General features: G+C 66.7%; 13 protein-coding genes and 1 tRNA gene. 7 read left to right on the top strand and 7 right to left on the bottom strand.

All coding sequences use genetic code 11. The features are described 5' to 3' along the window. Window positions 1–17: 17 nt before the first annotated feature. The 5 genes from ABTZ43_RS06255 to ABTZ43_RS06235 form a co-directional block, all read right to left on the bottom strand. Complete coding sequence (locus tag ABTZ43_RS06255; RefSeq protein WP_350538194.1) at window positions 18–1,145, bottom strand: HlyD family secretion protein; 1,128 nt, start codon at window positions 1,143–1,145, stop codon at window positions 18–20. Further along, window positions 1,142–1,603 carry a hypothetical protein gene (locus ABTZ43_RS06250; protein WP_149421907.1) on the bottom strand — a complete coding sequence of 154 codons (462 nt, stop codon included), beginning with the start codon at window positions 1,601–1,603 and terminating at the stop codon, window positions 1,142–1,144. The genes ABTZ43_RS06255 and ABTZ43_RS06250 overlap by 4 nt, the downstream gene beginning before the upstream one ends. A 56-nt stretch (window positions 1,604–1,659) precedes the next feature. Continuing rightward, window positions 1,660–1,986 carry a hypothetical protein gene (locus ABTZ43_RS06245; protein WP_149421908.1) on the bottom strand — a complete coding sequence of 109 codons (327 nt, stop codon included), beginning with the start codon at window positions 1,984–1,986 and terminating at the stop codon, window positions 1,660–1,662. Window positions 1,987–2,161: 175 nt separating this feature from the next. Next, on the bottom strand, window positions 2,162–2,563 hold the full coding sequence (locus ABTZ43_RS06240) for a hypothetical protein (RefSeq protein ID WP_149421909.1): 402 nt from the start codon (window positions 2,561–2,563) through the stop codon (window positions 2,162–2,164). A 650-nt stretch (window positions 2,564–3,213) separates the two neighbouring features. Next, window positions 3,214–3,296: transfer RNA gene (locus ABTZ43_RS06235), tRNA-Leu, on the bottom strand. Window positions 3,297–3,601: 305 nt separating this feature from the next. Here ABTZ43_RS06235 and ABTZ43_RS06230 point away from each other — a divergent pair. The 7 genes from ABTZ43_RS06230 to pknB all read left to right on the top strand — a co-directional run bounded on the left by ABTZ43_RS06230 (window position 3,602) and on the right by pknB (window position 12,657). Further along, window positions 3,602–4,330, top strand: a complete 729-nt coding sequence (locus ABTZ43_RS06230) for an FHA domain-containing protein (RefSeq protein ID WP_045254031.1) — start codon at window positions 3,602–3,604, stop codon at window positions 4,328–4,330. Beyond that, window positions 4,327–4,854 (top strand): FHA domain-containing protein FhaB/FipA, encoded by a 528-nt coding sequence (locus tag ABTZ43_RS06225; protein ID WP_056414370.1) that lies wholly within the window; start codon window positions 4,327–4,329, stop codon window positions 4,852–4,854. Before ABTZ43_RS06230 ends, ABTZ43_RS06225 begins: the two co-directional genes overlap by 4 nt. Before the next feature lie 7 nt (window positions 4,855–4,861). Beyond that, window positions 4,862–6,151, top strand: coding sequence for a PP2C family protein-serine/threonine phosphatase (locus ABTZ43_RS06220; RefSeq protein ID WP_056414373.1), 1,290 nt, complete (start codon window positions 4,862–4,864; stop codon window positions 6,149–6,151). Further along, entirely contained in the window at window positions 6,148–7,533 is a 1,386-nt protein-coding gene (locus ABTZ43_RS06215; RefSeq protein ID WP_149421916.1) for an FtsW/RodA/SpoVE family cell cycle protein, read from the top strand. The genes ABTZ43_RS06220 and ABTZ43_RS06215 overlap by 4 nt, the downstream gene beginning before the upstream one ends. A 168-nt stretch (window positions 7,534–7,701) precedes the next feature. Beyond that, on the top strand, window positions 7,702–9,156 hold the full coding sequence (locus tag ABTZ43_RS06210) for a peptidoglycan D,D-transpeptidase FtsI family protein (protein ID WP_350538193.1): 1,455 nt from the start codon (window positions 7,702–7,704) through the stop codon (window positions 9,154–9,156). Then, the gene (locus ABTZ43_RS06205) at window positions 9,153–10,898 is read left to right on the top strand and encodes a protein kinase domain-containing protein (RefSeq protein ID WP_350538192.1); all 1,746 of its coding nucleotides are present in this window, start codon (window positions 9,153–9,155) and stop codon (window positions 10,896–10,898) included. Before ABTZ43_RS06210 ends, ABTZ43_RS06205 begins: the two co-directional genes overlap by 4 nt. A gap of 58 nt (window positions 10,899–10,956) precedes the next feature. After that, window positions 10,957–12,657, top strand: a complete 1,701-nt coding sequence (gene pknB / locus ABTZ43_RS06200; RefSeq protein WP_350538191.1) for a Stk1 family PASTA domain-containing Ser/Thr kinase — start codon at window positions 10,957–10,959, stop codon at window positions 12,655–12,657. Here the strand turns inward: pknB and ABTZ43_RS06195 are convergent. Beyond that, window positions 12,630–13,304, bottom strand: coding sequence for an anthranilate synthase component II (locus ABTZ43_RS06195; protein WP_350538190.1), 675 nt, complete (start codon window positions 13,302–13,304; stop codon window positions 12,630–12,632). The genes pknB and ABTZ43_RS06195 overlap by 28 nt on opposite strands. Then, window positions 13,301–13,456, bottom strand: coding sequence for a hypothetical protein (locus ABTZ43_RS06190; RefSeq protein WP_188042264.1), 156 nt, complete (start codon window positions 13,454–13,456; stop codon window positions 13,301–13,303). The genes ABTZ43_RS06195 and ABTZ43_RS06190 overlap by 4 nt, the downstream gene beginning before the upstream one ends. Between the last annotated feature and the right edge of the window lie 14 nt (window positions 13,457–13,470).

Genomic DNA, 13,470 nt, shown 5'->3' with positions numbered 1-13,470 from the left:
CCGACGATTGGGGAGGACTACTTCAGCCCGAGGAGGTGGAGGAAGTATTCGAAGTACGTCGTCTTGTTGTAGGTCAACGAGACCTCAACGGCAGTGCCGTTCACGAGTTGATGTTTCCCGTTTGCGTTGCTCGTGATGTACGGGTGCTCGATCTCGACCTGGGCGACGAAGTAGCTCGAGCTTGGCGACGAGTCTCCCGCACCTTCCGCGGCCACCGTGGTGACATCAGAGTCGATGGCGACGACCTTGCCGGTCGCGTTTCCGTAGTCGGTAGCGGGGAGACCTGAGACCGTCACTCGAGCTTCATCGCCAACGTCGACGAACTGACGGTCCGTGACGGATAGGTACGTATCGAGCTTGATGCCATTCTCAGTTGAGGAGATCGTCCCGATGGGGGTTCCAGCCGAGATAACACTCCCGGTGGTGACCCGCGCGTCGAGGTACACCTCTCCGGCCTGGCCGGCCGTCACGGTGTAGGCGGACTTGCCCGTCTCGAGGCTGCCGAGTCGGATGTCCACTTCCTTGATTTGTGTCCGAAGGTCTGTTTCGATTTTCGTGGATTCGGCGAGGGCGGACTTGTCGAGCTCAACCATCTCGAGGCGATTTCCCTTGATGGCGTTGTCGATCTCGACGGCCGTGTATCCCTGGGCCTCGAGGCTTGGTCGGTCTATCCGCAACTGGGACTTCTTGTTCTGCAACGACTCGTACTGATAGCCAAAGTGAGCCTCTGCGGGATCATCCATGTTGAAGTCATTACTACCCGTCGAGACCGCATCGGTGAAGCGGGCTTGCAGGTCTGCCTGCGCGACGAGGGAGTCGCGTTGGCCTTGGAGGGTCTGGGCTTCTACCGCTAGTTCGGTGCTCTCGATGGTCAGCACAGGAACCCCGGCTTCCACGGCTGAGCCGTTGGGAGCTTGGATGTCGGATACTCGCCCAGACACGCTGCTCACAATCGTTGCGTGGTCGGCGCCTTGGATGGCCCCCGCGGCGGTGACGACACTGGGTCGAATCGTGTTCAAGGACCAGAAGAGCGTCACGGTGAGAATCGTCAGCACAAGAGCAACGACGATGAATCCGAAGATCGGAGGCCGCTTCTCGTAGAGCAGACGACTGTCCGTGAGGTTGCCAAGGGGAACAACTCTCACGCGTGGGTCTCCGCTGTCGACGCGAAGACATCCACAGTGACCTCGAGATCCACCTGCTCCACGAAAACGAGGTGGAACTCACCAGTGAGATCAATCTCGTGCTCGTAGGCGTACACGGCGATGGCGCTGTACACGATACCTAGCTCGGAAGCGTCGCCCTCGAATCGAGCAAGAACGCAATGGGCGAGTGCATGAGCGGCAGACGTGACGTACCCGGGAACCTCACGTGGCTCCTCGGCACGTGTCTGTCGCATCACGAAGTTTCTGGTGCCGTCGATGGTGACGGCGGTGTGCTGGATGAGCGGGCCTGCTGGCGCCATCTCCTTACGCCGCATCGCTCTTGTGAGGGCAGATCCAATCGCAGCAACGTCACCGAGATCTGTCATGGGGATCTCGGCGCTGACGGTGACTGCGAGGGACAACTCGCGCGGATACTGCATCGCAATTGGTGTCTTCATGGCGCAGAAGGCCGGCAGCCCCCAAAAGTCACGGGAGCCGCCGGCCGGTCCTTTCGTTAGCTCATCGAGTAGAACTTGTTCTCGAAACCGGTCATCACGATCCCCCCGGCGACGGCACCGGCCAGGCCGATGGAACCCGCGAAGGAGATGACTCCGCCGCGGACCTGCCACTTGATCTGCTGGTAGTACGAGTTACGCAGACCCGCGTAGTACGCCCGCTCACCAGCGACCTGACCGGCCCCGTACAGTGCCGCTCCCGTCGCAATCGCAGCGGTGATGATCCCGACGACGGCGCCGACGGTAATGGCACCCCCATCGATGTCATCGAACTCCTCCTCGAGCAGGTCGAGGTATTCAGCGGGACGCTCAAGCACAGCGGTCATTTCTTCTCCGGTCTCTTCACGGCGATGAGGCTTTCTCTCGCCGCAAATGAAGCTAGCCACAATGCAGGAGTTTGTCCAGCGTTTATAATTTACCCAAATAGTGGGGTTTATGGCGCACAAAAGGCCGCGTGAACAAAGCACGCAGACCGCCGCCTATTACAGCGCGCGAGTACGCTCAGCTACCGGCAGTGACAGCGGCGCTGCGGCGGTCAGCCACGAAGAGCCCGAACGCGACGACCGGAGCGGCGGCAACCGCTGCCGCCCAGGGCAGCCAGTTCAGACCGGCCGCGGAGCCGAAAATCGAGCAGGCAAAGAGTCCCGCAAGGATCACAGCGGTGGCCACCAGCGGCGCCGCGGCTCCACTGGAAGCCGCAAAAGTAGCGGTGGCTTTCGATACAAGAAGTATGCCGACGGCGCAGATCGCTGCCACGAAGGCCATACCAATCGCGGATCCCGTCAACGGAGACCAGACCGCCACTGCGGCAAGGAGACCCAAGGTCAGAAATACCCACGCCGGTGTCGAAGCGGCGGCGGCAGTCGTGCTCGAACCGTCTGCGGGTCGAATTTCGTTGCTCACAGGATCCCCCCGGAAGTGATGTCAGCATGGCTGCCCGAGATCTTCGGCGCAGCCTAATGCAGTATCTGTTGCCTTCTATTTGAAGTCAACCGTCGGGGTTCGGCGGGCGTGTTTGTCCCCCGAAGGGGGGACAACAAATCCATCACTACCCTTCCGCGTCCACCATTTGGGGGACAACCTCGACGGATTGGGCCGAAAACGCCCGTCGGCATGTTTATGCGCCGGGCCTCAGAACCCCTTGCCTGTATGTATTTGTCCATAATCCTGTACTTAGGCTCATTCAAACGCTTGCCCATCGCAAGCAGTGGCACGTCTGTGACCTATGAGCTCTGATTCGCTCGTCCAGGGGATGCGTTGCCGAACCCGTAGCCGCGACCTCACCGCCATCTCTGACCTCCAAACGGGGGACAGAGGAGGTGGACTCCCAGTTCTTGCCTGTGAGCGACGTAGTCCCGAGTGTGAACGTAAGGCGCCTAGCTCTGTGAAAGAGCAGCGAACCGACCGCATGCGACACCGGTCCGTCGGCAATCCGGCGACGAGCAGACCTAAGCTGCGCATCAGATCAGAATAAAGAAGCCGGTCAGAAACTTTCTCTGACCGGCTCTTCCTGTACGAACACATTGCCCTGAATCAACGAACAGGACCCGCTGTGCGCGAGGGGGGACTTGAACCCCCACGTCCATAAGGACACTGGCACCTGAAGCCAGCGCGTCTACCATTCCGCCACTCGCGCGAGTCTGTCGGGCTCCGAAGAACTCAACTTCCCAAAGATATCACGCGATCCGCCCTGCGATGAAACCGGGGCCGCGACCGTCGGCAGGACCCGGACACGGATGCAGGACGAGACGGCCGTTCTGGTCCTGCAGACGTGCCGAGGTCCGGCATCCGGCACCGATCGACGACCTCGAGACACCGCCACGGGATGCCTACACACTCCCCCTCTCCCCCGGATTCTCGGCGTTCTCCCGCCTCGCGAGGGCGTTCACCCAGGCCACCTGGCTACGATGTCCCTACCGGTCGGTATGCCAGAGGAGCCCAGTGGGACTACTTGACAGCTTTGAGAAGGGTCTCGAGCGCGCTGTGAACAGCGCGTTCGCGAAGACCTTCCGCAGCGGCATCCAGCCTGTGGAGATCGCTTCGGCCCTGCGGCGTGAAGCCGACACCAAGGCGGCCGTGGTGAGCCGTGACCGCATCATCGCGCCCAACAGCTTCGTCGTGCGCCTGAGCACCGACGACGCCGAGCGCATGCGGACGCTGGGCGCAGCGCTCACCGACGAGCTGCACGCTCTTCTCTCGAAGCACGCGAAGTCCCAGGGCTACAGCTTCTCGGGGCCGCTCTCGATCGACCTCGAGGCAGACGACAAGGTCGCCACCGGCACCGTCAACGTCAGCTCGGGGACCGTCGAGGGCCGCGTCAACTGGCAGGCGGTGATCGACGTCGACGGTCGGCGCCACCCCCTCACCCGCGCTCGCACGGTCATCGGACGCGGCTCGGATGCTGACATCACGATCGGGGATGCCGGATCCAGCCGCAAGCACATCGAGGTCCTCTGGGACGGCGAGCGCGCCATGATGCGCGACCTCGGCTCGACCAACGGCACCAAGGTGAACGGTCAGAAGGTGCGCGAGGCCGCACTCCCCACCGACACCACCATGACCATCGGACGCACCGACCTGGTGTTCCGCATCGTTCCCGTCGCCACCCCGTCACGCCCTCCTCGGCCGCGTGACGACGACGCGACCCGTGCGTTCGGAGCCCTCTCGTGAGCACGCCCAGTGAACTCGTCCTCCTGCTGCTGCGCATCGGCTTCCTGCTGCTGCTGTGGTTCTTCGTCTTCGGCGTCATCTACTCGCTGCGTGCCGATCTGTTCGGCATGAAGGTGCGCAAGCTCCCGGCCGAGGCCACCGCGGGCGCGCCCGCTCCGGCACCGGCCGCGGCACCCGTCGCATCGCGCCCCGCATCGGCCAAGGCCAGCACCGGTCCCGCGACCATCGCGACCGCCAAGCGGCTCGTGATCACCTCAGGACCCAAGGCCGGTCTGGAGCTGCCGCTGGGCACCGACACCCTGACCATCGGACGCTCGAGCGAGTCGGCGCTGGTGATCCGCGACGACTACACCTCCAGCCATCACGCGCGCCTGATGCTGCGCGGCGACAGCTGGGCGATCCAGGACCTCGACTCGACGAACGGCACCTTCGTCGCCGGTCAGCGCGTCACCGGCGGTCCGGTCGGTCTCTCGCTCGGCACCCCGATCAAGGTGGGCGCCACGACCTTCGAGCTGCGAGCCTGAACCGGGCATGGTCTTCGAAGGCTCGAGCGCCGCGATCTCCCATACCGGGAAGGTCCGCTCCAACAACCAGGATTCCGGGTACTCCGGCGCGAACCTCTTCGTCGTGGCCGACGGCATGGGCGGCCACGCGGGCGGGGACGTCGCCTCGAGCATCGCGATCCACCGGCTGGAGCCGCTCGATCAGCCCTACGCGTCGGTCGAAGACGCGCAGGCCTCACTGCAGGCCGCCGCCACGACGGCTGCGGGCGACCTGATCCGCGCCGCGAAGGATCGCCCCGAGCTCGCAGGTCTCGGCACCACGCTCAGCGCCATCATCATGGTCGACGACTACGCGGTCATCGGCCACATCGGCGACTCGCGCATCTACCTGTACCGCGACGACGCAGTGACCCAGATCACGGCGGACCACACCTTCGTGCAGCGGTTGGTGGACTCGGGACGCATCACCCCCGAGGAAGCCCGCTACCACCCTCGGCGCTCGGTGCTCATGCGCGTGCTGAGCGACATGGACGCGGATCCCGAGCTCGACATGTTCGTCATGCACACCCAGCCGGGCGACCGCTGGCTGCTCTGCTCCGACGGTCTCTCCGGAGTCGTCGACGAGGACCACATCCTCAAGGCGATGCGCATGGGCATGGCTCCCGGGCGCACCTCCGACAACCTGCTCAAGCAGGCGCTCGACGGCGGCGCTCCCGACAACGTCACGATCGTGCTCGTCGAGGTCGGCGGGCAGCACGCCATGCACTCGGGCACGCCCACGATCGTCGGGTCCGCGTCGAACCCCTCGAACGTCACGGTCCCGCCGGTGCGCGCCCCGCGCGGCAACTGGCTGCACCCTGTGCGCCAGGCCGCCAACGAACCCAGCCACTTCGAGCCGGCACCCGAGTACCTCGAGGAGCTCATCGAAGAGGACCGCCGTCGCGCCAAGCGTCGTCGCTGGGGATGGATCGCCGGGATGCTGGTCGTACTCGCGATGCTCGCGTTCGCCGCCTTCGCCGCGTACAGCTGGACGCAGACGCGCTACTTCGTCGGCGCCGATGACGACAGCGTCGTGATCTATCAGGGCGTGCAGCAGAACATCGGGCCGATCACGCTCTCGACTCCGCTGCGCGACACCGACATCCTGCTCGCGAACCTGCCGCCGTACCAGCGCGACTCCGTGGAGCGCACGATCACGGCCCGGTCGTTCTCCGACGCCGAGGCGATCGTCGCACGCCTGCAGGCCGGCGCCGACCGCGTCACCGGCGAGACGCCGCTGCCCACTCCCCTGCCCACGCCGACGGAGGATGCGGGATGACCACCGACGTCACGGCGGACACGAGCGTCATCACGGCGCTCCGGCGCATGCGGATGCCGCAGACGCAGCGCAACCGCGAGTTCTGGCTGCTGCTCTTCGCGGTCGCGATCAGCGGCGCATCGCTCACCCTGGTGCAGCTCGGCGCGCTCGGCCTGATCGACCCGATGATCCTCGCGATCGGCGGGGGCCTTGCCGTGCTCGCCTTCGCGGTGCATTTCGTGCTGCGCGCCGTCGCCTCCGACGCCGACCCGTTCGTGCTGCCGATCGCGACCCTGCTCACCGGCCTCGGCATCGCGATGATCTACCGCATCGACATCGCCAAGTCGCTCACCGGCTGGAACGCCTACTCGACGAAGCAGCTCGCTTGGTCGGCGATCTCGCTCGCCGGCGCGATCGCCTGTGTCATCCTGCTGCGCAACTACCGCGTGCTGTTCCGCTACACCTACATCTTCGGCCTCTCCGGCATCCTGCTGCTGCTGCTGCCGTTCGTGCCCGGCCTGCGCATCCCCGACGCCAACGCCGCCGTGTGGGTGTCGCTCGGCGGCATGTTCGCCTTCCAGCCCGGCGAGCTCGCGAAGATCTGCCTCGCCATCTTCTTCGCCGGCTACCTGGTGCGCACCCGAGAGAGCCTCACATCGGTGGGAACCAAGTTCCTCGGCATCACCTGGCCGCGGATGCGGGAGCTCGGTCCCGTGCTCGTGGTGTGGGCGATCTCGCTCGGCATCATCGTCATCCAGCGCGACCTGGGCACGGGAACCCTGATCTTCGGCATGTTCGTGGCGATGCTCTACGTCGCCACCGGCAAGACCAGCTGGGTGCTCATCGGCCTCGCCCTGGTCGCTGCAGGTGTCGCCGTGGCGACGCAGATCCTCAGCTACGTCCAGGGGCGCTTCATCAACTGGCTGTTCCTGTTCGATCCCGAGAAGGTCGACCCCGACGGCGCCGGGTTCCAGCCCATGCAGGGTCTCTTCGGCCTCGCACACGGCGGGCTGCTCGGCACGGGTTGGGGTCAGGGGCGCCCCGAGGTCACTCCCCTGGCGCACAGCGACTACATCATCACGAGCCTCGGCGAGGAGATCGGCCTCGTCGGGCTGTTCGCGATCCTCTGCCTCTACATGGTGTTCGTCAGCCGCGGCATCCGCATCGGCCTCGCCGGTCAGGACGACTTCGGCAAGCTCCTCGCGACGGGCCTCTCGTTCACGATCGCGCTGCAGGTGTTCATCATGGTCGGCGGCGTGACCCGCGTCATCCCGCTCACCGGTCTCACCACGCCGTTCCTCGCCGCCGGTGGATCCTCCCTCGTCGCCAACTGGCTGATCGTGGCCGTTCTGCTGCGCATCTCCGACGGTGTCCGCAGCCAACCCCGGGCGGTGATCGGCTGACATGACCCAAGCTTTCGTAGGTTCGGTCGCTGAGCGCCCTTCGTCTCGCTTCGCTCGCTCAGGAACCGGGGCGCAGCGACGAGTCCAAGAGCGCTCAGGAACCGGGGCGCAGCGACGAGCCCAAGAGCGCGCAGGAACCGGGGCGCACTCCGCCCAAGGGGGCGTCGCATGACCAAAGAACTCCGCCGTCTCAGCATCGTGATGCTGTTCATGTTCATCTCGCTGTTCGCCGCGACCAGCTGGATCCAGGTCGTCGAGGCCGACACCCTCGCCCAGGACCCCAACAACCGCCGGACTCTGCTCGACAGCTACGAGATCCAGCGCGGATCGATCATCGTCGACGACGTCGCGATCGCCTCGTCGACCCCGGCGGACGACCGCTACCAGTTCCAGCGCGTCTACACCGACGCGGCGATGTGGGAGCCGGTCACCGGGTACTTCAACCCCGCTCTGCAGTCGGCGACCGGCATCGAGCGCGCGATGAACGCCGACCTCTCGGGTACCGGATCCAGCGCGTTCTTCTCGGAGATCGAGCGCATCCTCTCCGGCCAGCCGCAGACCGGCTTCAGCGTCGAGCTCAGCCTCGACACCGCGGCGCAGACCGCCGCATACCAGGCTCTGCAGGGCCTCAACGGCGCTGTGGTCGCGATCGAGCCGAAGACCGGACGCATCCTCGCGATGGCCTCGACCCCGGGGTTCGACACCAATCTGCTGGCGACCCACGATGCGGATGCCGCGAACGCGACCTACGACCAGCTCGTCGCCGATGCGAACAAGCCGCTGTCGAACCGGGCCATCGCCGGCGACCTCAACCCGCCGGGCTCGACCTTCAAGCTCATCGTCGCGGCTGCCGCGTACGAGTCGGGAGACTGGACGCCGGACTCCACACTGCCCAACCCCGCGCGCTTCCAGCTGCCGGGGTCGAACAACACCGTGGCCAACGCCTGGGGTGGCACCTGCGGCGACGGCGACACGGTCACGATCTCCGAGGCGATCAGGCTCAGCTGCAACATCCCGATGGCGGAGCTCGCCGTGCAGCTCGGCGACGACAAGATCCGCGAGATGGCCGAGAAGTTCGGCTTCAACAAGAGCTTCTCCACACCCCTGGAGTCGACGCCGTCGAGCTACCCCCAGGGTCTCGACGACGCGCAGACCGCGCTGTCGGGATTCGGCCAGGGCCAGGTCACGGCGACGCCGCTGCAGATCGCCATGCTGTCGGCGGGGATCGCGAACGACGGCGTGGTCATGAACCCCCGACTCGTCGACACGGTGATCGGCAACGATCTCTCGGTGGTGCGGGCGTTCGATGACACCGAGTTCGGGCGTGCACTCGACGCCACGGTCGCCGATCAGGTGACGGCGTCGATGGTCGCCAGTGTCTCGAACGGCGCTGCCCAGGGTGCAAGAATAGATGGGGTCGATGTCGCCGGGAAGACCGGTACGACCGAGAACGGAAACAAGCCTTACACGTTGTGGTTCACCGGTTTCGCACCGGCGAACGACCCCGAGGTGGCAGTAGCGGTCCTCGTCGAAGACGGCGGCGGACAGGGGCAGTCAGGATCCGGCGACACCATCGCCGCTCCGATTGCGAAGAAGGTCATAGAGGCGGTGCTGGGCAGATGAGACCGACGCAGGGTGTGTCGTTCGGTGGTCGCTACGAGCTGCAGTCGCGTATTGCGATCGGCGGCATGGGCGAGGTGTGGGAGGCGACGGATCACGTCATCGGACGCACCGTGGCCATCAAGATCCTCAAGGACGAGTACATGGGGGACCCCGGGTTCCTCGAGCGGTTCCGCGCGGAGGCGCGGCACGCCGCGCTCGTCAACCACGAGGGGATCGCGAGCGTCTTCGACTACGGCGAGGAGAACGGCAGCGCCTACCTCGTCATGGAGCTCGTGCCCGGCGAGGCACTGTCGACCCTTCTCGAGCGCGACGGTGCGCTGAGCGCCGACAAGACGCTGGACATCGTCGCCCAGACGGCATCCGCTCTGCAGGCAGCGCACGCCGCCGGACTCGTGCACCGTGACATCAAGCCGGGAAACCTGCTGATCACGCCCGACGGCCGCGTCAAGATCACCGACTTCGGAATCGCCCGCATCGCCGACCAGGTGCCGCTGACGGCCACCGGTCAAGTGATGGGAACCGTGCAGTACCTGTCGCCGGAGCAGGCATCGGGACACCCGGCATCGCCGGCGACCGACACCTACTCGCTCGGCATCGTGGCCTACGAGTCCCTCGCGGGCAAGCGTCCGTTCACGGGTGAGTCGCAGGTCGCGATCGCGATGGCGCAGATCAACGAGCAGCCCCCGCCGCTGCCGCCCACCGTGCCGATCCCGGTGCAGAACCTCGTCATGGCGATGATCGCCAAGAAGCCGTCCGATCGCCCGTCGTCGTCGGCCACCGTCGCTCGCGCCGCCCAGGCGCTGCGTCGCGGCGACCTGAACTCCGCGGCCATCGCGGTGCCCGCCATCGCCACGGGCGGTATCGCGTCCGACGACGCGACCCGGCTTCTCACGTCGTCCGGCACCGAGGGAGCGACCCGCATCCTCCCCACCACCGCACAGCTCCCCACCGGAGTCGCCGCGGAGGACGATGCCGGGACGCCGAAGAAGAAGCGCAGTCCGTGGACCTGGCCGCTCGTCGCCCTCATCGCCCTGCTGGTCATCGTGCTCGGCGGAACCGTCTTCGCGCTGACGAATCAGGGTGACGCCGACCCCGCCCCGGTCGAGACGACCGCCACCACTCCGCCGCCCGTGCCCTCGAACACGCCGACGCCGTCGGACACGCCGACGCCGGAGCCCGAGCTGGTCGACGTCGATGCGCTCGGCCTCGAGGGCATGCAGTGCGAGGCCGCGCGCGCCGCGGCGACCAACGCCGGCCTGCAGGCCGAGTGCGTCGAAGGCAACTCCGTGGCGTCGAGCGCCGAACAGGAGGGGACGGTCGAGTCCGTCCAGCCCGGCGGCAACGTGCCCCCGGGCACCGTCCTCACTCTGACCACCTACAAGGCGCAGGTCCAGGTCGGCAAGCCCACGGGAACCCCGACGCTCGCCGGGACGCCCACCGAGGGCGAGCCCGTCACGCTCAACTGGCCGTCGTTCGAGTGCCCCTCCGGCACGCCGGCACGATCCGCCTTCGAGGTGACGCTCACGAACGCCACGTTCTCGGGCGGGAACCCGGGTGAGTCGATCCGCAGCTTCGGACCGAGCATCCTGTCGACCCAGATCATCCCCGGAACCGCGGGACAGAGCATCACCGCGACTTTCCGCGTCTTCTGCGGAAGCGACATGCCGTCCGAGCAGTCGGATGCCATGAAGGGCGTCGTGATCATCCCCGCTGTGACAGAGGGTGGCGACGACAAGGGCTGATCGGACGATCGCACCGTAGTCTGAAAGAATTCATCAGCTGGTATCAGGGGGTCAGTACGTGTCGACAGAGCCACGCGTTCTCGCGGGACGCTACCGCGTCGACGAGCTCATCGGGCACGGCGGGATGGCGAAGGTCTACCGCGGCCAGGACCTGACGCTCGGTCGTGCGGTGGCCATTAAGATCCTCGACCCCGAGCTCGCTCGTGACACGGCGTTCCGCACGCGGTTCCGCCTCGAGGCGCAGTCGGCCTCGCGCATGTCGCACCCGTCCATCGTCCGCGTCTACGACGCCGGCGACCCGTCGACGGCCGACAGCGGAACGGATGAGCCGCCGTACATCGTCATGGAGCTGATCAGCGGCACACTGCTGAAGGACATCATCTCGAAGGGCCCCGTGCCCGTCGACGACGCGGTGCGCTACGTCGACGGCATCCTCGAGGCGCTCGACTACTCGCACCGCGCGGGCGTCGTTCACCGCGACATCAAGCCGGGCAACGTCATGGTCACCGACAAGGGCCAGGTCAAGGTCATGGACTTCGGCATCGCCCGAGCCGTGTCGGACTCCTCGTCGACGGTCGCCGAGACCACTCAGATCATCGGCACCGCCGCCTACTTCTCGCCCGAGCAGGCCAAGGGCGAGCCGGTCGACGCGCGTGCCGACCTCTACTCCACCGGTGTCGTGCTGTACGAGCTGCTCACCGGGCGCCAGCCGTTCCGCGGCGAGTCGCCCGTCGCCGTCGCGTACCAGCACGTGAGCGAGACTCCCGTGCCGCCGACCGAGGTCAACGAGGACTCCCCCGGAGCCCTCGATCCGATCGTGCTGCGCGCTCTCGCGAAGGACCCGTACCAGCGGTACCCGGATGCCGCGCACTTCCGTTCCGCGCTGGATTCCGCGGTGTCCGGTCATGCTCCGAGCCGCAAGGAGCTCGGGGCCCTGACCAGCGAGCTCTACGGTCCGAGTCCCCGCGCCGCACAGGAGACCGCCCGCTCGCTCAGGCAGCTGAGCACCGACACGACGATGGCGCGGACGCAGTCCGGTCCGCCCGTCGCCTGGATCTGGGCGGGGGTCGCGCTCCTCGCCGTGCTGCTGGCGTCCGTGCTGTTCTGGGTGTGGACGCTCAGCATGCGTCCCGACGAGGTGCCGTCGACGTCACGGCAGGTGCCCGACCTCGTGAACGTGTCGTCCGAACGCGCACAGGACGACCTGAGCGAACTCGATCTCACGGCGAAGCTCATCCTCGAATCGAGCAGCGACATCACCGAGGGCAATGTCATCCGCACCGACCCCGAGGCGGGGACAGCGGTGCGGGAAGGCGACTCGGTGACCGTCTACGTGTCATCCGGCAAGGAGACCGTGGTGGTGCCGATCCTGGAGGGCCTGTCTCTCTCGGCGGCGAAGGACGCCCTCGCGGCCGCCGGCCTCGAACTCGGCACGGTGAGACAGCAGAACGACAACGGTCTGGCAGCGGACACCGTGATGGAGGCGAGCGAGACGGCCGAGACGGAGGTCGCACCGAAGACGGTCGTGAACCTCGTGGTCGCGAGCGGTCGCGTGACCCTCACCGACGTCACCGGCTGGACGCTGGAGGCGGCGCAGGCGGAGCTCGAGCGCATCGGCCTCACGCCGAGCCCGGTCGAGCTCACCGACTGCCCCGGAGCGACGCCACCGACGGTCGCCTCGATGTCGGCCGCGCCGGGCGATGTCGAGATCGGGTCGACGGTCGAACTGCGCTACTGCGCAGCGGCGGCGGCGGGCTGACTCCGACCCCCGCCGGATGCCGCCAGCGGATGCAGCCGTTCCGATCGTGCGACGGCGGCGTCGTCGCCGCACATCTGCAGCCAGTTCGCGAGGAGTCGGTACCCGCCCTCGGTGAGCACGCTCTCCGGGTGGAACTGCACGCCGACGACGGGCAGCGTCGTGTGCTGCAGTGCCATCACGGTGCCGCTGCCGGCACGCGCGGTGACGACGACGTCATCGGGCAGCGTCGACTCCGCCAACGCCAGTGAGTGGTACCGCCCGGCGGTGAAGGGCGACGGGATGCCGGCGAACAGCGCGGACCCGTCGTGCACGACGTGCGACACCATCCCGTGCATCAGTTCGGGCGCCTCGGTGACCGGCGCGCCGAACGCGGCGCCGATGACCTGGTGTCCGAGGCAGACGCCGAGCAGCGGCCTTCGCGTGCGCGCCGCGATGCGCACGGCGTCGAGCGAGGAGCCTGCTTCGTCAGGCGATCCTGGTCCGGGTGAGACCATCACGCCGTCGACGTCGGCGAGCAGTCGCTCGAGCGCGGTGGTGTCCACGGCATCCGCCTCGACGAGCGTCACCTCGGCGCCGAGCTCTCGCAGATATCCGACCAGGGTGTGCACGAAGCTGTCGTGATTGTCCACGACGAGCACTCGCGTCATTCGAGGTCGACCTCCCCGGGAGCGACGATCGGGCTGATCCAGGGGAACACGAACCAGAACAGACCGTAGAGCACGGCCGCGATCAGGACGAGGAGGAGGAAGAGCTTGAGCCACCACGGACCGGGCAGCAGGCGCCAGAGGGCTGCATACATGTGTCGTCTCGTTC

Origin of the sequence: Microbacterium sp. NPDC097977, assembly GCF_040302605.1 — a bacterium.
Classification (GTDB): Bacteria; Actinomycetota; Actinomycetes; order Actinomycetales; family Microbacteriaceae; genus Microbacterium.
The sequence above is the reverse complement of the archived record's forward strand: the minus strand, read 5'-3'. Positions and strand labels throughout refer to the sequence as shown.

Excerpts from the sequence above, each read along its gene's own strand:
- ABTZ43_RS06210 (WP_350538193.1), top strand. The coding sequence starts at position 7,702 with ATGACCAAAGAACTCCGCCGTCTCAGCATCGTGATGCTGTTCATGTTC.
- ABTZ43_RS06190 (WP_188042264.1), bottom strand. The coding sequence starts at position 13,456 with ATGTATGCAGCCCTCTGGCGCCTGCTGCCCGGTCCGTGGTGGCTCAAG.
- ABTZ43_RS06245 (WP_149421908.1), bottom strand. The coding sequence starts at position 1,986 with ATGACCGCTGTGCTTGAGCGTCCCGCTGAATACCTCGACCTGCTCGAG.
- ABTZ43_RS06205 (WP_350538192.1), top strand. The coding sequence starts at position 9,153 with ATGAGACCGACGCAGGGTGTGTCGTTCGGTGGTCGCTACGAGCTGCAG.
- ABTZ43_RS06215 (WP_149421916.1), top strand. The coding sequence starts at position 6,148 with ATGACCACCGACGTCACGGCGGACACGAGCGTCATCACGGCGCTCCGG.
- ABTZ43_RS06220 (WP_056414373.1), top strand. The coding sequence starts at position 4,862 with ATGGTCTTCGAAGGCTCGAGCGCCGCGATCTCCCATACCGGGAAGGTC.
- ABTZ43_RS06250 (WP_149421907.1), bottom strand. The coding sequence starts at position 1,603 with ATGAAGACACCAATTGCGATGCAGTATCCGCGCGAGTTGTCCCTCGCA.
- ABTZ43_RS06195 (WP_350538190.1), bottom strand. The coding sequence starts at position 13,304 with ATGACGCGAGTGCTCGTCGTGGACAATCACGACAGCTTCGTGCACACC.